The sequence below is a fragment of the Gemella sp. zg-1178 genome, assembly GCF_018790995.1.
Taxonomy (GTDB): Bacteria; Bacillota; Bacilli; order Staphylococcales; family Gemellaceae; genus Gemelliphila.
This window is the reverse complement of record NZ_JAHKEI010000003.1, coordinates 40,563-65,477: the sequence shown is the minus strand read 5'-3', so window position 1 is coordinate 65,477 and position 24,915 is coordinate 40,563. Positions and strand designations below refer to the sequence as shown.

General features: G+C 32.4%; 18 protein-coding genes and 1 pseudogene. 15 read left to right on the top strand and 4 right to left on the bottom strand.

Going from position 1 to position 24,915, the window contains the following annotated elements; translation table 11 throughout:
• Positions 1–23: 23 nt before the first annotated feature.
• From iolD to KMP12_RS01180, 4 genes are read left to right on the top strand one after another with little or no spacing between them, the layout of a single operon-like run.
• Entirely contained in the window at positions 24–1,934 is a 1,911-nt protein-coding gene (iolD, locus tag KMP12_RS01195; RefSeq protein WP_252344648.1) for a 3D-(3,5/4)-trihydroxycyclohexane-1,2-dione acylhydrolase (decyclizing), read from the top strand.
• Between the two features lie 11 nt (positions 1,935–1,945).
• Positions 1,946–2,947, top strand: coding sequence for a 5-dehydro-2-deoxygluconokinase (gene iolC / locus KMP12_RS01190; RefSeq protein WP_215755920.1), 1,002 nt, complete (start codon positions 1,946–1,948; stop codon positions 2,945–2,947).
• A gap of 13 nt (positions 2,948–2,960) precedes the next feature.
• Positions 2,961–4,415, top strand: coding sequence for a CoA-acylating methylmalonate-semialdehyde dehydrogenase (locus KMP12_RS01185; RefSeq protein WP_215755919.1), 1,455 nt, complete (start codon positions 2,961–2,963; stop codon positions 4,413–4,415).
• A gap of 12 nt (positions 4,416–4,427) precedes the next feature.
• On the top strand, positions 4,428–5,186 hold the full coding sequence (locus KMP12_RS01180; RefSeq protein ID WP_215755918.1) for a 5-deoxy-glucuronate isomerase: 759 nt from the start codon (positions 4,428–4,430) through the stop codon (positions 5,184–5,186).
• Between the two features lie 877 nt (positions 5,187–6,063).
• Here the strand turns inward: KMP12_RS01180 and KMP12_RS01175 are convergent.
• Positions 6,064–11,463 (bottom strand): sialidase domain-containing protein, encoded by a 5,400-nt coding sequence (locus KMP12_RS01175; protein WP_215755917.1) that lies wholly within the window; start codon positions 11,461–11,463, stop codon positions 6,064–6,066.
• Between the two features lie 871 nt (positions 11,464–12,334).
• Between KMP12_RS01175 and KMP12_RS01170 the strand changes: the two genes are divergently transcribed.
• The 10 genes and pseudogenes from KMP12_RS01170 (at position 12,335) to KMP12_RS01125 (ending at position 20,402) form a co-directional block, all read left to right on the top strand.
• Entirely contained in the window at positions 12,335–13,060 is a 726-nt protein-coding gene (locus tag KMP12_RS01170; protein WP_215755916.1) for a M15 family metallopeptidase, read from the top strand.
• A 248-nt stretch (positions 13,061–13,308) separates the two neighbouring features.
• Positions 13,309–13,611: pseudogene (locus tag KMP12_RS01165) on the top strand (hypothetical protein); the annotation flags it as partial.
• Between the two features lie 471 nt (positions 13,612–14,082).
• Positions 14,083–15,996: a BglG family transcription antiterminator gene (locus KMP12_RS01160; protein ID WP_215755914.1), complete on the top strand. Its 1,914-nt coding sequence runs from the start codon at positions 14,083–14,085 to the stop codon at positions 15,994–15,996.
• Between the two features lie 10 nt (positions 15,997–16,006).
• A complete protein-coding gene (locus KMP12_RS01155) occupies positions 16,007–16,450 on the top strand; it encodes a transcriptional regulator GutM (RefSeq protein WP_215755913.1) in 444 nt (147 codons plus the stop codon).
• A 28-nt stretch (positions 16,451–16,478) separates the two neighbouring features.
• Positions 16,479–17,027, top strand: coding sequence for a PTS glucitol/sorbitol transporter subunit IIC (gene srlA / locus KMP12_RS01150; RefSeq protein ID WP_215755912.1), 549 nt, complete (start codon positions 16,479–16,481; stop codon positions 17,025–17,027).
• A 15-nt stretch (positions 17,028–17,042) separates the two neighbouring features.
• Positions 17,043–18,047 carry a PTS glucitol/sorbitol transporter subunit IIB gene (gene srlE / locus KMP12_RS01145; RefSeq protein WP_215755911.1) on the top strand — a complete coding sequence of 335 codons (1,005 nt, stop codon included), beginning with the start codon at positions 17,043–17,045 and terminating at the stop codon, positions 18,045–18,047.
• A 26-nt stretch (positions 18,048–18,073) separates the two neighbouring features.
• A complete protein-coding gene (locus KMP12_RS01140; protein ID WP_215755910.1) occupies positions 18,074–18,427 on the top strand; it encodes a PTS glucitol/sorbitol transporter subunit IIA in 354 nt (117 codons plus the stop codon).
• An 11-nt stretch (positions 18,428–18,438) separates the two neighbouring features.
• Positions 18,439–19,239, top strand: coding sequence for an SDR family oxidoreductase (locus KMP12_RS01135; protein ID WP_215755909.1), 801 nt, complete (start codon positions 18,439–18,441; stop codon positions 19,237–19,239).
• A 159-nt stretch (positions 19,240–19,398) separates the two neighbouring features.
• The gene (locus KMP12_RS01130) at positions 19,399–20,073 is read left to right on the top strand and encodes a transaldolase family protein (RefSeq protein WP_215755908.1); all 675 of its coding nucleotides are present in this window, start codon (positions 19,399–19,401) and stop codon (positions 20,071–20,073) included.
• On the top strand, positions 20,073–20,402 hold the full coding sequence (locus KMP12_RS01125; RefSeq protein ID WP_215755907.1) for a hypothetical protein: 330 nt from the start codon (positions 20,073–20,075) through the stop codon (positions 20,400–20,402). Before KMP12_RS01130 ends, KMP12_RS01125 begins: the two co-directional genes overlap by 1 nt.
• 243 nt (positions 20,403–20,645) lie before the next feature.
• Here the strand turns inward: KMP12_RS01125 and KMP12_RS01120 are convergent, their stop codons facing one another.
• The 3 genes from KMP12_RS01120 to KMP12_RS01110 form a co-directional block, all read right to left on the bottom strand.
• The gene (locus KMP12_RS01120) at positions 20,646–21,221 is read right to left on the bottom strand and encodes a hypothetical protein (RefSeq protein ID WP_215755906.1); all 576 of its coding nucleotides are present in this window, start codon (positions 21,219–21,221) and stop codon (positions 20,646–20,648) included.
• A 23-nt stretch (positions 21,222–21,244) separates the two neighbouring features.
• Positions 21,245–21,601 carry an arsenate reductase family protein gene (locus KMP12_RS01115; RefSeq protein WP_215755905.1) on the bottom strand — a complete coding sequence of 119 codons (357 nt, stop codon included), beginning with the start codon at positions 21,599–21,601 and terminating at the stop codon, positions 21,245–21,247.
• Between the two features lie 76 nt (positions 21,602–21,677).
• Positions 21,678–22,166, bottom strand: a complete 489-nt coding sequence (locus KMP12_RS01110; RefSeq protein ID WP_215755904.1) for a VanZ family protein — start codon at positions 22,164–22,166, stop codon at positions 21,678–21,680.
• 796 nt (positions 22,167–22,962) lie between these two features.
• On the opposite strand from KMP12_RS01110, the gene KMP12_RS01105 reads away from it, so the two are divergent.
• Positions 22,963–24,192 carry an aminopeptidase gene (locus KMP12_RS01105; protein ID WP_215755903.1) on the top strand — a complete coding sequence of 410 codons (1,230 nt, stop codon included), beginning with the start codon at positions 22,963–22,965 and terminating at the stop codon, positions 24,190–24,192.
• Positions 24,193–24,915 lie beyond the last annotated feature (723 nt).

The window sequence follows — 24,915 nt, the reverse complement described above, 5'->3', positions numbered from 1 at the left end:
ATTTAGGGTTAGGAGGAATTTATTTGGAAACAGTAAGATTAACAACAGCTCAAGCAATAATTAGATTTTTGGATCGTCAATATATTTCTTATGATGGGAAAGAAAATCGATTTGTAGAAGGTATATTTAATATCTTCGGACATGGGAATGTGTTAGGTTTGGGTCAAGCCTTGCAAGATGAGCATCATTCCTTGCTAGCGTTCCAAGGAAAAAATGAACAGGCGATGGCATTAGCGGCAATAGGATATGCAAAACAGAAAAATCGTCGTCAAATTTATGCCTGCACTAGCTCTGTAGGCCCAGGGGCGGCTAACTTTGTAACAGCGGCAGGAGTAGCTATTGCAAACAACATTCCTGTTTTGCTTCTTCCTGGAGAAACTTTTGCTACAAGACAACCAGATCCAGTATTACAACAATTTGAAAGAGAAGATGACATTACGATTACTACAAACGACGCTCTGCGACCTGTATGTCGATTTTGGGATCGAATTACTCGACCTGAGCAGATAATGTCTAGCTTAGTAAAAGCTTTTGAAGTTTTGACTAATCCACAAACAGCTGGTCCAGTAGCTATCTGTTTAGCACAGGATGTAGAGGGGGAAAGTTATGACTATCCTATTTCATTTTTTGAAAAGAGAGTCCACTATATAGATCGTAGAAAGCCAACTGAAAGAGAATTAAAACAATCGTTAGAGGTTATTAGTCAAGCAAAAAACCCCGTTTTATTAGTTGGTGGTGGCGCAAAATATTCTCAAGCAAAAAAAGAAATTGAAAAAATCTCAAAAAAATATTGTATTCCAGTAGTTGAAACACACGCAGGCAAATCTACCCTACTATATGATTTTGAATATTATTTGGGAGGTAATGGTATTTTAGGTACAACTGCAGCAAATAAAGTGGTTCAAAATGCAGATTTAATTATTGGCTTAGGTACACGTTACACTGATTTTACAACATGCTCAAAAACACAATTTAAAGAAGCAAAACGTTTTGTAAATGTAAATTTAAGTCGTATGCAAGCTTATAAATTTGATGCGGTTAGTGTTGTAAGTGATGTTAAAGAATATTTACTTGCTATATATGAGTTGTTGGGAGACTATAAAACTACATATACAGATGAGCAAATTGCATCTTACAAAAAAGAGTGGGAAGAAGAACGTAATAGATTATCTAACATAACCTTTACAATGAATGATTTTAAACCAGAGATAGACGGACATTTCACCCAAGAAATATTAAATGAGTACTCACAAGTGTTAGAAACAAAATTAACACAAAGTAGTGTTATTACATATATTAATGACAATATTGACAAAGACTCTGTTATGGTTGCGGCAGCGGGTTCTATACCAGGAGATGTTCAGAAATTGTGGAATAGTCGCAGTGAAAATAGCTACAATATGGAGTATGGTTATTCTTGTATGGGATATGAAGTCAACGGAGCTTTGGGAGTTAAAATGGCAGAATCCCATCGTGAAGTTTATGCGCTTGTAGGAGATGGAAGTTTTAATATGTTGCATAGCGAGTTAGTTACGTCTTTACAGTATGGTTATAAAATCAATGTTGTCTTGTTAGATAATTCTGGTTTTGGCTGTATCAATAATTTACAAATGAGCAACGGAAGTGATTCTTTCTATTGTGAATTTAGGGATAAAGATAACAATATTATGAATATTGATTATGCTACGGTAGCTAAAGGGTATGGAGCAAAAACTTACAGTGTGAAGACATTAGAAGACTTGCATCAAGCTTTAGAAGATAGTAAATCAAGTCCAATTTCAACTCTTATTGACATCAAAGTTTTACCGAAAACCATGACAGCAGGATATGATACATGGTGGAATGTGGGAGTATCTAGTCATTCTCCGAAACAAGCAGTTCAAAAGGCGTATGAAGAAAAAGAAAATCAATTAAAAATAGCAAGAAAATATTAAGGAGTCTAATGATGAAAAAGTTCATGCAAGCAGACAAACAGTACGATGTTATTTGTTTAGGAAGGGTTACAATCGATTTAAATCCTAACGAAATAAATAGAACATTAGATAAAACAAAATCATTTAATATGTATTTGGGAGGTTCTCCAGGAAATGTATCTATAGGATTATCAAGACTAGGAAATCGTGTAGGTTTTATCGGAAAAGTATCTAATGATCAATTTGGGACATTTATTATTGATAAGTTAAACTCAGAAAATGTGGATACAAGTCATGTGATACGCTCAAACGGAAGAGACAGACTGGGATTAACATTTACAGAAATGAAATCTGAAACAGAATCTAGCATTTTAATGTATAGAAATGAAGCTTCAGATTTAAAACTATCTACTGAAGAAATTGATGAAGAATATATAAAACAAACAAGAGTTTTATTAATATCAGGAACAGCACTTTCAGAAAGTCCGTCAAGAGAAGCTACTTTAAAAGCTATGTATTTGGCAAAAAAACATGGCGTGGCAATAGTATTTGATATTGACTATCGCTCATATAATTGGAAAAATGAAGATGAAATTAGTATCTATTACACTACTGTTGCTAGAAATAGTGATTTGATTATAGGATCTAGAGAAGAATTTGACCTAACAGGAAGATTATTAGGGTTAGCAGAGAAAACAGATAAAGAGGTCGCAACTTATTGGATGGAGCATGGAGAAGCTGAGATTGTTATTATTAAGCATGGTAAAAAAGGTTCATGTGCATTCGATGATAGTGGAAATGAGTATGTTGTACCATCTTATCCAGCCAAGGTATTAAAATCATTTGGTGGAGGAGATGCACATGGTTCTGCATTGCTGACGTGTTTATTAAAAGGATATCTACTAGAAAAAGCTCTGCACTATGCTAGTGCATCAGCTTCTATTAACATTGGTAGTCATTCATGTTCTGAAAGTTTACCGACGTTAGAAGAAATTGAAAAAGCTGTAGAAAAGGCAAATTTATATAACAGATAAGGAGAAATAAAAGATGGTAAAAGTATTACGTAATTATATCAATGGAGAATGGGTTGAAAGTGGGAGTGGTGAATTTTTAGAAGTTACAAACCCAGCAACTGAGGAAACTATAGCAAAAGTACCCCTATCAACAAAAGAAGAATTAGAACATGCAGCAGAAGTTGCAAAAAATGCGTATGAGTCTTGGAAAAATGTATCTATCTTAAAACGTGTAAAATATTTATTTAGATTACAACAAATTTTAGAAGAAAATAAAGAAGAGCTTGCTAAATTAATAACATTAGAACATGGAAAAAATCTTAAAGAAGCCTTGGGTGAAGTTGGACGCGGTATTGAAAATGTTGAAAACGCTGCGGGATTAGTTAGTTCATATATGGGGGATTCTTTAGCAACGGTCGCTACGGATGTAGAAGTAGTAAACTACCGTTACCCAGTTGGAGTAGTTGGATGTATTACCCCATTTAACTTCCCTATGATGGTTCCATTTTGGATGTTTCCAATCGCTTTAGCTTGCGGTAATACGGTTGTACTAAAACCATCAGAAAAAACACCATTGTTAATTGAAAAAATTGTTTCATTTGTTGAACAAGCAGGATTTCCTAAAGGAGTATTCAATATTGTATTTGGCTCTCATAATGTGGTAAATGGTATTATAGAAAGTCCTAATATTAAAGCGATTTCCTTTGTAGGAAGTGAACCAGTAGGACGCTACATTTATCAAAAAGGATCAGAGAATTTAAAACGTGTCCAGGCCTTAACTGGAGCTAAAAATCATCTTATAGTTTTAGAAGATGCAGATTTAGAAGATGCTATGCCAAAAATTATTGGTGGTGCTTTTGGTTCAGCAGGAGAACGCTGTATGGCAGCAGCTGTTATAGCAGTACAAGATAGCATAGCAGATAAATTTATAGCGAGATTAAAGGAAGAAGCAGATAAATTATCTATTGGAAATGCTTTAGAAGAAGATGTATTCTTAGGACCAGTTATTGATAAAGTAGCACAAGAGCGTATTTTTGGTTATATTGAAAAAGGGGTAGAAGAGGGAGCTTCATTAGTAAGAGATGGACGTGAAAATATTCCAGAAAAAGGTTATTTTGTAGCACCAACTATTTTCGATAATGTAAATGATACTATGACTATTTGGAAAGATGAAATATTTGCACCAGTTGTTTCAATAACACGTATTTCTGGTATTCGTGAGGCAGTAGATTTGGCAAATCGCTCTCGCTTTGCAAATGGTTCATGCTTGTTTAGCAATAATGCAGCAGCTATTCGATATTTTAGAGAAAATATTGATGCAGGAATGTTGGGTGTTAATTTAGGAGTACCAGCACCAATTGCTTGGTTCCCATTCTCAGGCTGGAAAGATTCTTTCTACGGCACACTACATTGCAACGGAAAAGATGCAATTGAGTTTTATACACATAAAAAAGTAGTAACTGCACAATATCGTACTAATAAATTTTAAGGAGTATGGAGTATGTTTGGACAAGTAGAACTACAAAATGGAAAAAATAATATTTGCGATAAAAATTTTCACGCCAATATGAATATGGACGTTGCAACCTATCTATTAGAACCATCTGAAAAATTAGAATTGATATCAGATACAAAAGAAACAGCTATTTTACCAATTTTTGGGAAACTTACTATTCGCTATTTAGATAAAGAAGAGTTGATTGAAAGAGAAAATTGTTTTGAGAATAAACCCTCTTGCTTACACGTACCCAAAGGAATTATCATAGAAATAGTTGCTCATGAAGCAAGTGAGCTTCTCGTGCAACAAAAAGAAAATGATAATACATTCCCACCTCGTTTTTACAAACCAGAAGATGTATCTCAATTTATAGCAGGGGAAGATGATTTTGAGGCGTCATCTAAAAGAATAATAAGAACTATATTTGATTATGAAACAGCTCCTTACTCTAATATGGTGCTGGGAGAGGTTTTGAGTTATACAGGTCGTTGGAATAGTTACCCACCACATCATCACCCACAACCAGAAGTTTATTACTTTAAATTTGATCATCCAAACGGTTTTGGTGTATCGGTGATTGGAGATGAGGCGGCTCTTGTAAAAAATAATAGTGTAGCCTACATACCTGGTGGTTTGGTACATCCGCAAGTATGTGCCCCTGGATATCGTATGTATTATGTGTGGATGATTCCGCACTTTGAAAATAATCCTTGGACAGAAAGAATTTATGCCGAGGAACATAAATGGTTGCTTGAAAAATAAGTAATAATAAATTTGAAAAATATCAAATAATATGTAAAAAGACTTCCTCAATAAAAAATCTGTATATAAAGAAAATATGTTTTAGAATATATACTAATAAACAAAAAAAAGACAACCTTTAGGTTGTCTTTTTTTATTTAAAAATAAATTTTTTATGTGTTTAAATAAAATATATAATAATTTATATGAAAATTTTATAAATTGGAGAAAATATTATTAATTTTATATTCTAAATAACATCTTAAAAAATATTTTTAAGATGTTATATTTTAAAGTTTATAAAAATTTTGCAAATCTTTATTGATGTTGTTAATTATATTTGTTTAATATATAGTAATATAAAAATTTTTCATAATAAGATTTTTTAAATTTTCAATAAATTTAAAAGTTAAGTTGCCTATTAAATATAGTAACAAGGGAAAAGTAACTTCTAAGATTATATTAAAGAGCGAATTTAGTTTTGTATAATAATCTTTTTAAATTACAAGGAATTCTTAATTAAATAATTTCTTATATTTTTAATCTTGATGAGAGCTAATCTTTTATTTTCTTAAAGTTTTAAGTTAGTTAAAACTCCTGTATTATTATTTAACTTTAGAGATTTGTTTAATTTTGAAACATATATTAAATAGTTTTAAAATTATAAAAAGCTCCTAAGAAGATAAGTTATAAATAGCTAGTTTTTACCTCAAGAAAGAATAAAAAAGCTATAATAAAAAGAAAGATCCTAAGTTGCTTTTAGCTTTGGATCTTTCTAATGTACTTTGTTATTGGGAGTTTATCTCTTAAGATGTGATTACATTTTTTATGTTGGCTTCTTAATAGTTAAAAGAGAGAAATTTACTACATAAATTTCTTATTAGCTTTTTCTTTATAATTATTTAACTTTCTTACGAATTGCTATAGCTAAGCCTAGTGTGGCCATAATTAAAGCAGTTAATCCTAGATTAGAATTTGTGACACCAGTATTTGGTAAGGATTTTTTAGATTTATTTTTTTTGTCTGCTATCATCTGATCTGCTGGCATCTGTTCTGCTATCATCTGATCTGCTGGTATCGTTTGAACTTCCATTTTATCTTCTTTCTTATTATTTGCAGGTAATAGTGTACCTGGTTTCACAGTTGAAGACAGGAGAGTAGGTTTTACTTCTACTGGAATAATTGGGCTAGGGATACTGATATTTTTAGCATAAACAAGAGCATATTGGCTAAAGTGGCTAACCTTAAACATTACTTCTGTTTGATTTTCATTCTGTACAAAAGGTAGACTTTCTGTCATATTATTTAGAACATAGTAGACCTTGTCAATTTTTCTTTTGCTTGGTAGCACAACAGTTACTTCTCCTTTTATTTGAACAGGTTCACCTTTTTCGTTATAAAGGGTTACATCATATAAATCATAGTTTTGATCTTCTAAAGCAGGAGCTGTTGAGGTCATTGGACGAACTTGCACCTGAGTTGCCCCATTCAAGGCAAGACTCGAACCAATAATTTTAAGTTTTGTTCCTTCATGTGCCAAGCCTACCATCTTATCCTCAAGATTTGATACTGGTTCGCTACTTGCTTCTGAATTATTGCTTGTTGTTTCTGCTACACTTGTTGCCGTTGGTTCATTCGACACATCAGTTCTACTTACTTCTGCAGTGTCGCCTGCTTCATTTGTTGAGCTTGGTACTGCTGGCTCATTTGTTGTTTCTGCTAGACTTGCTGCCATTGGTTGGTTTGGCACAACAGTTATACTTGATTCTGTAGTGTCGCCTGCTTCATTTGTTGAGCTTGGTACTGCTGGCTCATTTGCCACTTCTGTTTCGCTAGCAGCCGCAGTGAGTTCTGAAATTGATAATTTAGGTTTTTCAGCGTAAGGAGCTGCCTCATCACCAACACTGTGATGTCTTATTAGGGGAGTATTCAAGATAATTGGATCATTATTGACATTTACCAGTTCTCCTGAAGCCGTTCCAGTAATTTCACTGTTCCAATCTTCATCGTTTGATAAGGAATATACCAGATTTTTTGGATCTAATTGAGTTACAAATTGAGCTTGGTGACCATTCTTAAGAGATAAATTAGGTGATTTTCTTGCCAAGACAGGTTGGCTAAAAGTTAAAGTAAATGTGTTAGTTTTATCCGGATCTTTCTGAATATTTTCAACACGTACTATCTTATTGTGGTAATTCCATCCCTCTGCCAAGAAGTTCCAGTTGAATTTTTTGAAGTTAATAGTATATTCATTTTGGTTACCTTCTGCATGTTCATACAAGATAGCATATTCATTTGGACTTATTTCTTGTAGGGAGTTATAGGCAAACTTGCCTTCTTGGATTAATTGATGTTTAAGCCAAGTTAGACTACCGTCTTTCTCAACACGAGCTAGGCGAGCTGTACCCTGTGTTCGGCTACTGTCTGATCCGTTTGCATTGGTTAGAACCACATACTCTTTACCTTCATGCATGGTATGGATAGCTGCTAATTGGACATAAGAATCATGGACATCTTCCATGCTGACAACATCTGGATCCCATGTTTGACCACCATCATGGCTGGTAGCTACCTGAACTTTACGATTAAGGTTACGCATGAATAGTTTCAAATCACCATTGTTTAACTGAACGACAGCCGACTCTGTGTTTTGGGCGTTTGCAACATTCATAGTTTTAGAATCGAGTTTTGTTCCATTGTAATTACGCCCATCGTTAACTGCTTTACCTGAATGCCAAGTCATTCCGTGGTCGTCTGAGTAGATAACACGAGAAGATTGGGAACCAGTTAGGTGGCTTGTGAAGTTGGTAGAGTAAGTTGGAACTACCAAGCGTCCTTTGTGATCACCCGTTCTCAAGGCAATACCTGCTCCTGGGGCGATGCCATAGAATTTCATCCACGACTCTTTGATTTGTGGCGTCAAATCACGTGGGCTAGACCAAGTCTTACCGTCATCATCACTGTGTGATTCCCAGATATAGGAATTTTTTGCTACGCGAAAGTCAGATGTCTTGTTAGTTTGGAAGTAGATATTACCCTGTAATTCATCACCGAGATAGATATCCCCTAAATCGCTAAATGCAGCTTCTTCACCTTTGACAACGACGTGGTAGTCTGTTGCTGTACCTTCTGGTGTATATACAAGTCCATTTTCGCGTATTGTGTAGGGTTTTGTTTCGCCTGTCTTATACAGATTTAAGTAAGTCTTGCCTTCAATTTCTGTATAGGCTTTTTCTTCTATATTTGGAAGACCAAAAACAGCACGCCCTTCTGGATACATATCAAAGAGTGAGTAAATACGCTTTGTTTTAGGATCTTGTACCAAGGACATATCAATATTTAGGGGGGCACCTTGATTACGATCGTAAGCATTCTCGTTATTTCTTAAATCAGAAATAATAATCGGCTTGCTCCATGTTTTACCCTTATCTTCACTTCTGCGAACGACCATTGCAATATCACCGTAGTCTAATTTATGCAAGCGACGTTCGTCAATTCCAGCAATTAGGGTTCCCTTGTCGGTAACAAGTAGAGCTGGAATACGGTAACCAAATTTACCAGCAGCATTTTTACGACCTGCAAGCCCACTCTTATAAATATTAGTCTTATCTGTCAAAACAGAACCTTCATAAAGTGTTGGGGTACGATCTTCACGATGGTACAAGCTAGAACGGACAGCTACTTCTTCTGGTGTCAAGGCACGGTTGTAAATCGTTAAACGGTCAACATCTGTATTTGATTCCCAAACCTCTCTAGCCTTTCTTTTGGTTTTTCCAATCTGGGCAGTGTCGACATCTGGCATATCTTTGATTAGTTTAATAGGATCTGTGCTGGTGATTTCTTTAGAAAGAACACCATTCACATACAAACTGACCTTACCTGGTTTATCGGCACCCTCTGGTTGGCTAAGGGTCAAAGTAACACTGTTCCATTCTCCTGGCTTAATTCTTCCAGTCGCATCTTCAAAACTATTATAAAATTGATCGCCAGTATTTCCACGCGATTCATGGTTGGGCTTGCCATCTTTTACAAATATAGCAAAGTATTCATTCTCAACTTTTGTACTAGAGGCTGAGAAAAGGTTATAAAAGGAAGGAGAATTTTTCGCGGGCTTGAATTCCAAATGATAAGTTGCATTGCTTAAGTTCTTGAATTTTTCTAATTCACTAGTTAGGTCAACACGTTTGCCATTTGTATCACTTAAGACCAATCCTTCACGGCTAACTACTGCAGAATCCTTGAATTTTTCTGCAATCATGTCTTTTGGTCTAGCTTCCTCTATTATAGCTGGTTGTTCAGTATTCGATTCTTCTGTTGTTTCACTTGGTTGAGCTTCTGCATCTGGTTGAACACTGTCTGCTGGTTGCCCACCTGGAGTTTCAACACGAGGCTGAACAAGTCCTGGTTGAGCATTTGGAGTTTCACTTGGTTGTTCTTCTCCTGTTGGTTGAGAGTTACCTGCTACTTCTGGCCTTGCAACTTCATCCTTGTCTGTTATTACAATTGTTTCAGTTTCTGTGTCCTCTCCTAAGTTTTCTTCAGTTTCTTCTGTATCTTCACTATTTCCCAGGTTTACCATCTCTTCATTTTCTGACCTTGCTTCAGGAGCTGGAGGGCTTGCTACTCCTGCCATCGGTCCACCACTTTCTGGTCTTGCTCCAGGTTTCTCTGCTGGGGCTTCTGGTCTTGCTGCTGGTTCTCCACTTCCATCTGGGGCTGTTTCACCACTTTCTGGTCTTGCCCCTGTTTCTGCTTCTCCTGTATTTTCTCTCATTGGTTGATTTTCTGGTCTTGCTTCTGTTCCAGTTCCTGCTTTTGGTTGAACTACTTCTCCATCTGCTTCTGAGTTTGCCATTGCTCCTGCTGAACTTGCTCCCCCTGGTCCCCCACTTTCTGCTGGGTTTGCTCCAGTTCCTGTGTTTTCTGCCATTGGCTGAGTTCCTACAAGTTTTCCAACTTCTGGCTCTGTTTCAGTTTCTGGCATTGCTTCACTATTTCCTGGGTTTGCATCTGGCATTGCATCAGGGACTGCTGGTCTTTCTTCATTTTCTGTGTTTTCTGCTGGCTGTCCTGACATTCCTCCATTGTTTTCTGGACTTGCTACAGCTCCTGGCCTATCTACACTGTTTTCTAGGCTTGGTTGGGTTCTTACAAGATCCCCTTCTGCTGGTTGTCTTGGGCTTTCTTCTTCCGTATCTCCAACTTCTGGATTTGGTTTTGCTCCATCTTCTGACCTTGTTACAGGCTCTCCTTGACTTGCTCCTGCTCCATCTTCTGACCTTGCTTCAGGAGCTGCTGGGGCTGTTGAGCTTGCTCCTGCTTCTGGTCTTGCTGCTGGTTGTCCTGGGCTTTCAGCTGGGACTGTTTCACCAGCTTCTCCCATTGCTCCATTGCTTTCTGCCATCGGTTGAGATTCTGGCCTTGCTGCATCCCCTGCTTTTGGTTCAACTACTTCTCCACCAACACTTGGACTATTCATTTCTGATCGTCCAGCTTCTGCTTCTGCCATTCCTCCATTGTTTCCTGAGTCTGCTTCTCCAGGTTGAGAGTTGCCCATTGTTGCAGATTCTGGATTCATTCCAGTTCCTCCCATTCCGTCAGTGCCTGGGCTTGCCACTACTTCTGACATCTCTCCATCAGTTCTTGGATTTGCCATTGGTTGATCTCTTTCTGGCATTTCTGCAGAGTCTGACGAGCTTGATACTGTTTCGCCGTTTTCTTCACTTGGTTGATTTTCTGCCAGTCCCTCAGTTCCTGCTAGTTCTCCAGCTTCTGGTCTTGGTTGAGATTCTGCTGGGGATGTTGGGCTTTCTCCTAGTGCTGGTTGTCCAGATTCTGGTATCGCTCCAGCTGCTGCCATACCTCCACCACTTCCTGGGTTTGCTTCTGGAGATGCTGGCTCTGCTCCAGTTCCTGCTAGCTCTCCAGCTTGAGTGGCTCCTGCTGTTTCTTCGCTTGGAGATTCAAGACTTGGCTTAGCAAGTACTGGTTGAGAGTCAGCGTCTGGTTGTTCATCGCTATTAGGTTGTGCTCTGTCGGTGTTTGCTTCCTCTGTTGAACTTGCTCCCGGTTGTCCACTTGGGGCTACAGCACTTGCACTTTCAACTGGTTGACTAACTGGATCTTCTTGGGATGACTCTACACCTTCGGAACTTGGATTTTCATTTGATACCTCTGTAGCCTGCACTGGATTTAGACCCAATATAACACTTCCGACAGCAACAGAAAAAGTTCCTATCGTCAATTTAACGATTGAATATTTTTTTTGTCTGTTTAACCTATCCTTCATATAAAACATATAAAACCTCCTATTAATTTTAATTAATTTAATTTATTTAAAAATCTTCAGTTTTCAATTTAAAAACTTTCTAAAGTTAAAGAACTATCCCCCTCTCCTCTGTTTTTCATCTTACATAGTAAGGATAATAAAATTAAGACTTGAAGAAATCCAGCCTATCATTATTTATATTCTTTACTAGGTAATTAGATTAGATGCTTTTTTTAATATCTATAAAAACCCATCTGATGAATTTATAAAATCAATATCAGACTAGACTTATAATAAAGTAAAATATAGTATATACCTTAATTATATATATATATATATATATATGTCAAGGGCTTTCATAAATTTTTATAAAAAAAATAAAAACGATTTCTTTAACCTATAAGCAAAGAAGCAGCTTCATGCACAAGGTCTTATATTTAACAACCTAAATTATTTAGTATATTAATACTTTCTTAGAAAATATAATAAAATTCATTTTAAGCATAGTACTTATATAAACTTGTGCAAAGAATAATTTTTATGGAAATAAAAAATAAATAATTAATAATATTTTTTTATTAAAAATCAAAGTAGGATATTACAATTAAGAATAAAAAATTTTCAGATAATCAAAAAATTTAATTCATAAACTTAAATTTTGTTTGTATTTTTAAAAAAGTAATTTTATAAAAAACTAGTAGGCAATTAATTAGCTACTAGATATAAAATTATTTATTAAATCTTTATGGAGAAAATTATTGGTGTTTTCTTGCGATTTTTCTTGTTAGGCTTTATTTTCAACAAGTTTTTATTTCATGTGAAAATTCTTCTATTCATTATAGAAATAAAATTTTTCATGTGGTATAATTACATTGAAATATATTTAATATGAGGGGTATTTATGAAAAAATTATTATCATTTTTAGCAGTGCTAGTTTTATTTTTAGGGCTTATTTTTTATAATCTGTATTACAAGGAAGAGCAAGTTGCTAATAAACAAAAAGAAGTTACTACAAAAACAGAAACTAAGAAAGAAGAAAAGGTTGCAACCAACACCAACTTAACACCAGAAACTGCCAAAGAACCGACGATTGTAAAGGGGCTAATGGTGATAAATAAAAAACATCCCTTGCCAAAATCTTATAACAAGGGAGAAGACCCAAAAGCTAGAGAGCAGGTCAATAAGATTATAAGAGAAGCTCAGAGTTTAGGTTTAAATGTTTCTAATCAAACGTCGGGTTTTAGAAGTTATGAAACTCAGAAAAATCTCTATAACAACTACGTGGCTGTTCATGGTAAAAAAGAGGCTGACACATTTTCTGCAAGACCAGGTTATAGCGAACACCAGAGTGGTTTAGCCTTCGACCTAATAGATAGGGAGGGTCAACTCCTTGGAGCAGAAGATACAAGAAAAACAAGCAAGCAAGCAGCTAAATGGCTAGCAGACAATGCTCACAGATTTGGTTTTATAATAAGATATAAAGATGAATTTACCAATAGCACAGGATACATGGCAGAGGCTTGGCATATTAGATATGTTGGAGAGGCTATTGCTAGGGAAATATACGAAAAAAATATTTCTTTAGAAGAATATCTTGGTGTTGAAGGTGGAGATTATAAGGAATAGAATATTAAGTTAATATATCCTCTTTACTATTTATGTAGGTAGGATTTTTTAGTTTTATATAAGTAACTTGCTCTGTAAGGTATTTTGTAACAGTCTTTAAAAATAAGATAATAAGTAGTATAATATAATACAAGAGATATAGATAGAAGAAATTGCATGGAAAATAAAAATTTGAATATGATAGTCTGTGGTGGTTGAAACTCTAAGATGGGTCGGGAGCTCTTTCTAATTTATTAAAGGACCTAGCGAAAAAAGCTGATAAAAATTTAAGAGTGGGCTATGAAAGTTCTGATGATGAAGCAGAAGTTGGTGGAGGAAGTTATCCAGCTTCTTACCTAGAAAGTGTAGCAGTAAAACTAAGTCATGAAAAAATATCATCAACCCAACTAGAAAAATATTTGTTAGAAGTAGAAATACCAATTATTACAAGAATAAAGGATAATACTATTATTTTTGATATGAGAACTTTAGCTAGTCGTGAATTTGATTTGGTGCTAGGAAGTTTGAAAAAAATTATAAAAATAAGTTTGTATAATATACAATTTTACTAGCTTATTAGAAACCTATATTTAAATAAAAAGCCCTTAATTATCAATTAAATATTAAAAAATTTAATAAATACTTTTTTAAAAGACAAGCTTGAAAAAGCTTGTTTTTTTATTTTTTAGATTTTTTATTTTAAGAATGATAGTTAATTTTTAATTATATTATGATTTTTACTTTATTATATATTGAGTAATTTTTTTATGGTCTGATTAATGATTATTTATTTTTAAGTTTCTTGTTTATAAGAAAAAAATTAATATGGAATTTATTTTTATATCTTTTTTCTCGCTTAATATTAAATAAAAAATTTTTTTCTATATAAAAGTATTTCTTGTAATAAAAAATAATAAGTTAAATAAATTGTTATATTAAAACCTTGCTACTATAAATATGATAATCAATTTCTACAAGCTAGAAAATAACCGTATTAATTTTTGAATATAAGCCCCTTATAATAAAAATAGGTGGTGAGATTTGTGGATATTTTCAACTATGATAATAGAAGTTTGCGGATACTAAATATACTAGAAGAAAATTTTATCGTACAGGAAAAATATTTTTCGGATATATTTAGAGTTGGGAAAAAAACCATTCAAAATGAAATCAAAGATTTAAATGCTATGCTAGGAGATGCTGCCTACATTAAATATGATAGCGGTGGCTATCTTCTCTACATTGTGAAATTTGAAAAATATGTAAATATTAAATCTAGTATTTATGATATGTATAAAAATTTTGACTCTAGTAAAGTTCGATTGGTTTATATTTTTAAAAAATTGATGGAAAGTAAAGTATCACACACTATTGATGATTTGGCTTTTGATATGATTGTTAGCCGTAGTACACTACTCAGCGATATTAAGAAATTAAAAGATATTGTCAAAGAATACAAACTCTCCATAATTGGAAAAACGAATGTTGGTCTAAATGTAAAAGGAGCTGAAAAAGACATTCGGATGTTTGTTATTGAAAATATTTATAATTATATTTATAAAGAGGATATTTTCGATAAAGAGGATAATGATTATATCAACGAACTACTCATAAAACATCATATTGATTTTCAAATAAAAAGTGAGTTTATTAAATATTTAACTGTATCACTAGACAGATTTGCCAATGGATTTTATTTACATTTCACCAAAAACCAGTATGATGAATTATTAAATTTTTACACGTCAGACTTTTTAGAAGATATATGTAAATATATTAAAGGAAAATATCAGTTAGAATTATCGCAAGATGAAAAGAAATTTTTAACAATTTGCTTTGCTACGATGAGATTACCAACTAATATTGCAAGCATTAATAAAAGTTTGAAAGATAATCAAGAGTATAAACAACTTGTTGCTCATATTCTTGGAGAAATTTATTTTGAGTATGGTATTGATTTTGATATTTCAAATATGGTGGAAGAATTTATGTATCATATTTACTTTTTAATGCAAAGACAAAAATATGGTGTTAATTATAGTAACAATATGACGGAAACTATCAAAGAAAAATATGTTATGTCCTACAAGATTGCACAATTAGCTTCAGGCGTTATCCAAAAAGATTATGGTTATCAGATTTCGGAAGCTGAAGTTTGTTATTTGGCAGTATATTTTGAAACTTTTATTAATAAGCTGATTATTAATTTTGATAAAATGAAAGTTTTGCTAATCACACAAACCGGGTCAGCTTTTAGGGAATTGATGATTTTTCAGTTGGAATCAAAACTCAAAGAGCATATTTATTTAACGGTTCGTTCTCCTTATGAAAATGTTGACTATAAAGATTATCAACTTGTAATTTCAACGGTAAAAAAAGATTTTCCTCAAGATGTACGAGTAATATTTCAGCCAGAAATTTTAGATATTGCCTATATAAAAAAAGAAATTGGTTTGATGAGGTATATTGACAAGGTAAACATGCCAATCATTAGAGGTATGGAGTCGGTACTTATTAGCTCTATTTCAGAAGAAACATTTTTCATATGCGACCCACAAAAAACTTACCAGGAGAACCTACATAATATAGTCAATAAGTTGATAGAAAAAAATATTGTTGACAAGATGTTTTTAGAACGTGTTATTGAGAGAGAAAAGCGTTCGTCTATGATTTTTACAGACCATGTGGCTTTTCCCCATGTAATAAATCTTAAATCTAATCGTTTTATATTGTCTTTAGGAGTTAGTGAAGATGGTTTTTCTGACAAACCAGATTTGAAACTAATTTTTTTAGCAGCCATACCTGCTGACCTTAGTTATTCTATGGTACTTGTAAAAACTTATGATGAGTTGATTTCAATGATGAAAGATGAAAAGTTTCTCACTGGAATATCAAAATTGAAAAATTACACAGATTTAGTTCATTACTTTATCAAAGAAACAAATTTATACAGATAGGAGGAATATTATGAACATAGTTGCTCTTGGTTTTTTGATATTGATAGCTTTTATTTTACAGTATCTATTGACCTATATTCAGATACAAAGTTTTCACAAATACTATCGCAAAATGCGTCAAAAAGGACGTGTTGTTATAGGAAGAAAAAAAGGGGCTTTCCGTGCTGGTGCAATTGTGATGTTTGCAATAGATGACAAACAAAAAGTCATAGACGGTGCAGTGATGCAAGGAGTAACTGTTCTTGCAAGATTTCACAGATATGATGCTTTTAACGGCCTAAATGTAGCTACTATTAATGAAGGTGATTGCAAAGCTTTGGGTTTGTCTAAGTCCTTAACAAGTGCAATTTTAGACGGAGTTGTAACATTCAAAACTGTTTCAAATGGTGACGAGGTGCCAATGCCGCCGAGTCCATTTATAAAAATTTATCGCAAATTAAAATTTAATTCATAAAAAATATATTTATTAGGAGGAGAAAAAAATGGATTATATTGTTCAATTGGCTTCTGGATTTACAGGCTTATTCGATGAGGGTGCAAAAACCTTTGTTAGTTGGGTAACTGGAATTATTCCAAAAGTATTATTATTACTTGTATTTATGAATGCATTGATTGCATTTATCGGACCTAAGCGTGTTGATAACTTTGCAAAACTGTGTTCAAAAAACGTGGTGTTGGCTTATGGAGTCTTGCCATTCTTATCAGCCTTTATGCTAGGAAATCCTATGGCACTATCTATGGGTAAATTTTTACCAGAACGTATGAAACCAAGTTATTATGCTTCTGCATCTTATCACTGTCATACAAATAGTGGTATTTTTCCACATATTAATGTCGGAGAAATTTTTATTTACCTAGGAATAGCAAATGGAATTACACAATTAGGTCTAAACATAACACCTTTAGCAATTCACTATTTATTGGTTGGTTTAGTCATGAATTTCTTTGCAGGTTGGGCTACTGATTTTACAACAAAAATCGTAATGAAACAACAAGGAATTATGTTGAAAAATGAATTGCAGATAAAATAATAGGAGGAACTAGACATGACTTACAATAGTATTCGTATTGAAAAAGGAAGTGGAGGCTTTGGTGGTCCTTTAACAGTTACACCAAAACCTGGAAAAGATGTACTACTTTATATTACAGGTGGAGGAGCAGAACCTGAAATTGTTGAGAAAATAGTTTCACTTACGGGTTGCCGTGCTGTAAATGGTTTTAAAACATCTGTAGCTGATGAAGAAATATTTTTAGTTATTATTGATTGTGGTGGGACACTGCGTTGTGGTATTTATCCACAAAAACGTATTCCGACAATAAATATTATGCCTGTCGGACCTAGTGGACCGCTTGCTAAATTTATTAAAGAAGACATTTATGTTTCAGCAGTAGGTTTGAATGAAATCAAAGCTGTAGATGGTCTAGCAAGTAGTGATGAAAAAATAGTTTATTCTTCAGAGGAAAAACGTGAATTTAAATATAGTGCTGATAAAAAAGTATCTCAAACATTGGCAGAAAATTCAAAATCATCTCTTGTTCAAAAAATAGGTATGAATGTTGGGAAATTTGTTCATACATTATATCAAGCAGGACGTGATGCGGTACAAGCTATGATTACAACTATTTTACCATTTATGGCATTTGTGGCGATGTTAATAGGTATTATTCAGGGTTCTGGTTTTGGAGATTGGTTTGCCAAATTATTAACACCATTAGCAGGTAATATTTATGGATTAGCTGCCTTAGGTTTTGTTTGTTCAATTCCAATTTTATCTGCCTTACTTGGACCAGGTGCGGTTATTGCACAAATTATCGGTACATTAATTGGGGTTGAAATTGGAAAAGGAAATATACCTCCAAGTTTAGCATTACCTGCATTGTTTGCAATTAATACACAATGTGCGTGTGATTTTATCCCAGTAGGATTAGGTTTAGCCGAAGCAGAACCAGAAACAGTAGAAGTTGGAGTTGTTTCTGTACTATATTCTAGATTTATTATAGGAGTTCCTCGTGTTATTGTTGCTTGGTTAGCAAGCTTTGGTTTGTATTAAAAATTTAAAGTTATGGAGTGGAAAATGTGTTAGTATACGAAAATACAGTTAAAGAAAAGGGAGTTTTAGTTAAAGAACTTGGCGATAGTATGTTTATTACTTTTGGAGATAATGCACCAGAAACTTTAAAAGATTATTGTTATAGTATCGCTATAAAACCTACAAAAGCAAAAATTAAAGTTGGACAACGTTTGATAATAGACGGTTCAGATTATGAAATTATTGCGGTAGGAGATATTGCTGAACATAATTTGGTGCAACTAGGCCATCTAACAGTTAATTTTAGTGGTGATAGCAATGTTTTACCTGGAGCTATTGCCGTAGAAAATAAACAGTGTCCAGTCTTAGAAATAGGAACAGTAATTCGAATAGAAGAGTAAGGGGGAATATTATGACAACATGGTTAAATTTAACAGGAAAAACAGTGATAGTTACAGGTGGTTGTTCTGGTATAGGGGCAGCAGTTGTACAAGAATTTTTAAATCAGGCTTGTAATGTAGTAGTTAGTGATTTGCAAGAAAAACAATCAGACAATGATAAACTTATGTACCTAGCGTGTGATGTATCAAAACGTGAAGATGTAGAAAAAATGGTAACCAAAACATTAGAAAAATTTGGTAGTGTTGATATCTTGGTAAACAATGCAGGAATTAATATCCCGACATTACTAGTAGACAGTAAAAAAAGTTATAGTAAGTATGAATTAAATGATGCTGTTTATGATAAAGTAATGGATATTAATGTAAAAGGTGTTTATCTAGTAGCACAAACTGTTGGACGAATTTTTGTTGAAAAAGGTAGTGGTGTTATTATTAATATGTCATCAGAATGCGGATTAGAAGGTTCAGAAGGACAAAGCATCTATGCAGCTAGTAAGAATGCAGTTAATTCTTTTACACGCTCTTGGGCAAAAGAATTAGGAAAATACGGGGTGAGAGTTGTAGGCGTAGCACCTGGTATTTTAGAAGCAACAGGTTTACGAACATTAGCTTATGAGCAAGCACTAGCTTACACAAGAGGAGTTACGGTTGAGAAAATTCGTGAAGGCTACACAAGTAGCAAGACAACACCGCTTGCTCGAGATGGAAAACTTAGTGAAGTAGCAGACCTTGTAGCATATTTGGCTAGTGAACGTGCAAGTTATGTTCATGGAGTAACCTATAATGTTGCAGGTGGAAAAACACGAGGTTAGAAATTAAATAAAAATATTTTCTTTTATACCAAATAAATTTATAACTGTTAAGGTAATATTTTTGATATATAGTTGAATATTACTTTAAAAGTTAAATTTAAGACATAGTATAAAACACTTAGAATTAATAATAGTAGGAAGTAATAGAAAGGAGATAGTATGACAAATATACTAGTAGATAGTAGCGATATAGAAGCAATAAAAAAAATTGCAGACTATTATCCTATATCAGGCATTACCACAAATCCCTCTATTTTAGCAAAAGAGAGTTCAGATTTGCAAAAGAAAATGTATGAGATTAAAAAATTTGTAAATTCACACTATGAAATACATATTCAAACGACAGAAAAAACTGCCGAAAAAATTTTATCTGAAGCTATAAAATTACATAAGTTTTTTGGAGGTAAATTCTTTATTAAAATTCCTATTTCAAAAGAAGGTTTAAAAGCTGTTTCTTTGTGTAAAAAGGAAGGTATTGGAGTAACGGTAACTTCTATTTTTACATCTTCTCAAGTGTTTGCCGCAGCCAAAGCAGGTGCTGACTATGTTGCTCCCTATGTCAACAGAATGGCAAACATCGGTATGGAATCTATAAAAGTATTAGCTGATATGCAAAAAATTTTATCTTCTTATAATACAAAAATATTAGCTGCAAGTTTTAAAAATATTGAACAATTTACAGACTTATTAGTAATTGGAGTAGACACTATTACAGTCTCTGCAGATTTATTAGAACAAAGTATTTGGCACCCCTATACAGACAAATCTATTTTAGATTTTGAAGTGGATTGGGATAAAACATTCGGTAATTTAAGGGTTGGAGATTTTATATAATGGTTTGTACTATTACGTATATCTTAATGATAGTTCTAGGTAGTTTTGCAAGTCTTATGTTATTTTTAGAAAAATTAATTCCTTATGAAACTCGTATATTACTTGATAAAAAACAACTAAGTAAATATCGTAATAATCTTGTCAAGATAAGTATAATATTTACACTTGTAAGTGTTTTGTTTTTAATAGAACATATATATAACATTCGTTCTTGGTTTTACTACATTACACTTATACTTATACTTATACTTCTTACTTGGTATGCAGTTAAAAAATTAGTTAGTAATTTGAATATATTAAATAAGGCAAAAAATAAAGAAGTGAAATAATTAAAACTTTATTTTTAAGTTCTTATAAAAACAAAATATAAGGCTAAATAAAAAGATAGTTATAAATTAATTTTTTAAGAATTTGATTTAGTGCTAGGAAGTTTGAAAAAAATTATAAAAACTAAGTTTGTATAATATACAATTTTACTAACCTTATTAGAAAGAACCATTAAATATTGAAAAAATTAATAAATACTTTTTAAAAAACAAGCTAAGACTTAATCTAAATCTTAGCTTGAGTATTTAGCAGGCTTTATTTTTATTAAACAAGATGTATATTTGTATAAATAATACTTCAATAGGTAGTAAAAATACCCCTCCCATAAATATAAGATTTTTATGGTTGAATAAGTAAAAAATAAGGGCTATGGGTATGAAGTATATAAACCTAGAATTAACAATAATTTTATATAATTTATCTTTGCTATAATCTTTTGTTAACAATATTATGTTAGCTAAAATAAATAATAAAAAGGCTGAAAGAAAAACAATGATATCATCGTCTACCATAAATAAAATAGCCATAATAATTAGTAAAGTAATAAAGGTAGTGGCATAAATTTTCATTCCTCCAGAAAAATAGATTGTATTTTTCACCATAAAGATATTACTTCTAAGAGAATATTTCTTATTCCAGCTAAGAGTTAAATCTAAAGCCTTATTTTCAGAGTAGCCCTTATTTATGTATTTGTTGTAGACTTTTAGAGAGTTTTTCATAACTCTGTTTTTTGCTAATTTTTTTGTTTTTTTACTGTTAAATTTATTTTCTGCTAAATTATTAAATTCATTTTCCACATATTGTCTTATTTTGTCCTCCATAAAAGTACCTCCCCTTATAAAATTTATTTAATTTGTTTTTCCCATTCTTCTTCCTTAAAGCCTAGTAAAAAGACCTCATTATCCATATCAAAAGCAAGGGGTCTTTTTATAAGCATACCGTCGCTTAAAAGTAGGTCAATTTGCTCGTCTAAAGAAAGATTTGGTAGTATTTCTTTTAGCTTGCCTTCTCTGTAAAGGATACCGCTAGAATTAAAAAGTTTTTTTATTGGTACACCAAAGTTTTTCAAAATATTTTTTATATCTTCTTTTGTTGGTGTTTGCTTTGTTACATCAATAAATTCAGCATCAATATCATTGTTTTTGATAAATTTTTTAGCCGCTCTACAAGTTGAGCATTTCGGATATTCATAAATTTTCATATATTTCTCCTTTCATATTTTTTCATCTATATTATAGCATAGATATTTTAAAATAAAAAATAAGATTAAAAGTTATTTATAGTAAATGATAGCTATGTAATACATAAAGAAAAGCGAAAACTACTGCTAGGGCAAAAAAGTTTACTAGGGTCTGGGTATGTTCCTTAAAAGTTAAATTTAGTATTTTAAAAAGTAGAACACCTATTATTGCACCCAGAGTATTGTCTATTAGGTCGGTAATGTCGCTATAACCAACACCAAAAATGTACTGGGATGCTTCGTAAAAAAAGCTAAGACTAAAGGCGTAGGAAATCACGGACAGTCCACTAGAATTATCAGAAATAATTTTGCCATAAATACCAAAGGGAATAAATACTAAAATATTTAAAAATACCTCCAGTTTATTCATATAGGCATAGGGAAGAAGATTGATATTTCTTGCAGAATGATTTTTAATAAAAGAAAAAACATCCAGGTCTAATTTGAAAATAATAATCCAAGTTAAAAATACTAGGTAGAGGCAGAATAAAATATTGGATATTAAATGTGTTTTTTTTGATGGCATAGAAATTCTCGCTTAATTTTATCTCAAGACAATTATAACATAAGTAATAACAATATAAAATAATATTAGAAAGAAGTGATTAATTTTTAATATTTTATTTTAAAAGAGCTTTATAGGTTTAAAAATTTTAGCAAATAAATTTTTAAAATCTAATTTTATAAAGTTTAATTAAACGTGGTTTTTATCAGCAAGTTTTTATAAAAATTTTTGTAAAATTTTTAGCAAGGCTAGTAATTTTTAAGTAATAAATTTTGTATAGTTTAATAATTTTAAAATTTTTATTTTTTACTTTGTTTTTATTTATTAGTTTATGCTACAATATTTTTGTTACTTAAACACTAAACTCGTAACAGAGGGAGGTGGTAGTATGAGTTTCGTAATATCTTTAATAAATTCTATTATGTTAAATCTTTTTGCTTATTACATTTGCAAATGGCTAGATAGAATTAAATATAAGTAACTAGCCTCGAAAAAATAAAAGACAGGAACTGCAATTCCTGTCTTTTTTATATGAGTTTCGTAATATCTCTTGCTTATGTTTTTATTTTATATTTTCTAGTGAATTTTGTCAAGTATATTTGACACTTACTTCTGTTAGAAAAATTTTTAAATTAATTTTAAAAAAATATTAGTTTATTAGTAGAAAATTTTAGGGGAATTAGCTAATAAATTAAAAAAACTTTTAGAGAATTTGTAGGCTTAAATATCTTTTCTTTAAAATAATTTAAGAATAGTTAGTTGGTAGACTTTACAAGCTGTGGTATAATTAGGGTAATTTTTAAAAGGAGTTGCGAGTATGACATTAGAACAAAGAATAGAAAATTATGCAAAAGTTGTTGCAAAAATAGGTATCAATACACAAGTAGGACAGGAGATAGTTATTCGCTCAAGTATCGAAGCAAGAGATTTTGCCCTAAAAGTATCTGAAGAATGCTATAAGTTAGGAGCAAAAAAAGTTAGTATTGACTGGAATGACCAAAAATTAAAAAGACAAAGCCTAACTTATGCCAGCAAGGAAAGTCTAGCAGAATTTCCAGAATGGTTGGTATCTAAAAATGAAGAAGCAGTTAAAAACGCTGCTGGCTTTATATCTATAATAAGTGATGACCCAGACGGTTTGGCAGGGGTTGATAGCGAGAAATTAAAAACGGATATGCTAGCCCGTGCAAAAGCCCTGCGTAACTATATGAAAGCTATAATGAATAATGAATGTCCTTGGTGTGTAACGGCAGCATCTTCAGTAGCTTGGGCTAAAAAATTATTCCCAGACTTAGCAGACCAAGAAGCCTATTTGAAACTATGGGACTTGATACTGACTGCTTGCCGCCTTGATGGCGACGGTATAGCAAATTGGGAAGAACATATTTCTATACTTGATGAAAAAGGAAATTTTTTAAACTCTAGCCAATTTGAAAAAATCCACATAAGAAGCGAAAACGGAACAGACCTATATGTAGGGCTTCCAAACAATCACATTTGGCAAAGTGCAGGAAGTATCGCAGGTAAAACAGGAGAAAGATTTGTCGCCAACATTCCAACAGAAGAAGTATTTACCCTGCCCCATAAGGATATTACTAGCGGAATAGTTTATAATACTAAACCTCTTAATTATGGCGGAGTTTTAATAGATGACTTCTGGTTAAAATTTGAAAATGGAAAAGTTGTTGACTTTGCTGCAAAAAGAGGAGCAGAGGTTCTAAAAAATTTACTAGAAACAGATGAAGGTGCAAAAAGTATTGGAGAAATTGCCCTAGTTCCTTTCCATTCACCAATTTCAAATACAAATATTCTGTTTTTAGAAACTCTGTACGATGAAAATGCATCTTGCCATATCGCCCTAGGGAAAGCATATCCGACTTGTTTAGAAAATGGAGAAAATATGTCAGAAGAAGAACTAGCTCAAGCTGGAGCTAACGACAGTTTAATTCACGTTGACTTTATGATAGGGGATAAGACTACAAACATAGTAGGAATAACAAAAGAGGGCAAAGAAGTAGCAATATTTAAAGCAGGTAACTGGGCGTAAGGTTTTATAAGTTATAAGCTAGAAAATAATTTATTAATCTTACATAAAAAATAAAATTTATAAAATATTAAAATCCAATCAGATTGGCTTTTAATTTTAGCAAAAATAAATAAAAATATTAAATAAATCTTTATTTCAGAGATATTGACTTTTAGTAATATTTAGTGGCTAATTCGGTTATGGGGGAACATAGACTGTGTAGTAGCAAGCAGTCAATGAAAGTTTAAGCCTAAGGTAAGTAGGTCATCTTGTTGGCTAATTCTCCTTACTATAACTAGTGGGCGATTTTATTTAGGAGAAAAATCTATGAACATATCTGTATATTCTGATAAATCTACATTATTAGATTATAAAAATAATAAATATTTTATTTTTTCTGTAATTATTTTATCAAAAGTTAATAGGAAAATATTGTAAGAAAATTTATAAGAATAGAATTGGCCAGTTTCCTAACTTAGAATTATTTTTATATTTATTTTTTATATTTATATAGAAGAAATTATTCTGGGTCTGTCTGTAAGACTTCTGCAAGTCTAAAGTAATTATTTTGCAACCACTGCCTAACAGTTTTAGGGCAAAAATGCTAATTATTTTTGAAGAAGCCTAATATATATATATATATATAGCTTTGTAACATTTTTGTAACATTTTTGTAATGAAATGATTAATAAAAGTGTTGACATCTCAATAATATGGTGGTATTATTAGAACATAAAATATATT

Excerpts from the sequence above, each read along its gene's own strand:
- iolC (WP_215755920.1), top strand. The coding sequence starts at position 1,946 with ATGAAAAAGTTCATGCAAGCAGACAAACAGTACGATGTTATTTGTTTA.
- KMP12_RS01185 (WP_215755919.1), top strand. The coding sequence starts at position 2,961 with ATGGTAAAAGTATTACGTAATTATATCAATGGAGAATGGGTTGAAAGT.
- KMP12_RS01180 (WP_215755918.1), top strand. The coding sequence starts at position 4,428 with ATGTTTGGACAAGTAGAACTACAAAATGGAAAAAATAATATTTGCGAT.
- KMP12_RS01175 (WP_215755917.1), bottom strand. The coding sequence starts at position 11,463 with ATGTTTTATATGAAGGATAGGTTAAACAGACAAAAAAAATATTCAATC.
- KMP12_RS01170 (WP_215755916.1), top strand. The coding sequence starts at position 12,335 with ATGAAAAAATTATTATCATTTTTAGCAGTGCTAGTTTTATTTTTAGGG.
- KMP12_RS01155 (WP_215755913.1), top strand. The coding sequence starts at position 16,007 with ATGAACATAGTTGCTCTTGGTTTTTTGATATTGATAGCTTTTATTTTA.
- srlA (WP_215755912.1), top strand. The coding sequence starts at position 16,479 with ATGGATTATATTGTTCAATTGGCTTCTGGATTTACAGGCTTATTCGAT.
- srlE (WP_215755911.1), top strand. The coding sequence starts at position 17,043 with ATGACTTACAATAGTATTCGTATTGAAAAAGGAAGTGGAGGCTTTGGT.
- KMP12_RS01135 (WP_215755909.1), top strand. The coding sequence starts at position 18,439 with ATGACAACATGGTTAAATTTAACAGGAAAAACAGTGATAGTTACAGGT.
- KMP12_RS01130 (WP_215755908.1), top strand. The coding sequence starts at position 19,399 with ATGACAAATATACTAGTAGATAGTAGCGATATAGAAGCAATAAAAAAA.
- KMP12_RS01125 (WP_215755907.1), top strand. The coding sequence starts at position 20,073 with ATGGTTTGTACTATTACGTATATCTTAATGATAGTTCTAGGTAGTTTT.
- KMP12_RS01120 (WP_215755906.1), bottom strand. The coding sequence starts at position 21,221 with ATGGAGGACAAAATAAGACAATATGTGGAAAATGAATTTAATAATTTA.
- KMP12_RS01115 (WP_215755905.1), bottom strand. The coding sequence starts at position 21,601 with ATGAAAATTTATGAATATCCGAAATGCTCAACTTGTAGAGCGGCTAAA.
- KMP12_RS01110 (WP_215755904.1), bottom strand. The coding sequence starts at position 22,166 with ATGCCATCAAAAAAAACACATTTAATATCCAATATTTTATTCTGCCTC.
- KMP12_RS01105 (WP_215755903.1), top strand. The coding sequence starts at position 22,963 with ATGACATTAGAACAAAGAATAGAAAATTATGCAAAAGTTGTTGCAAAA.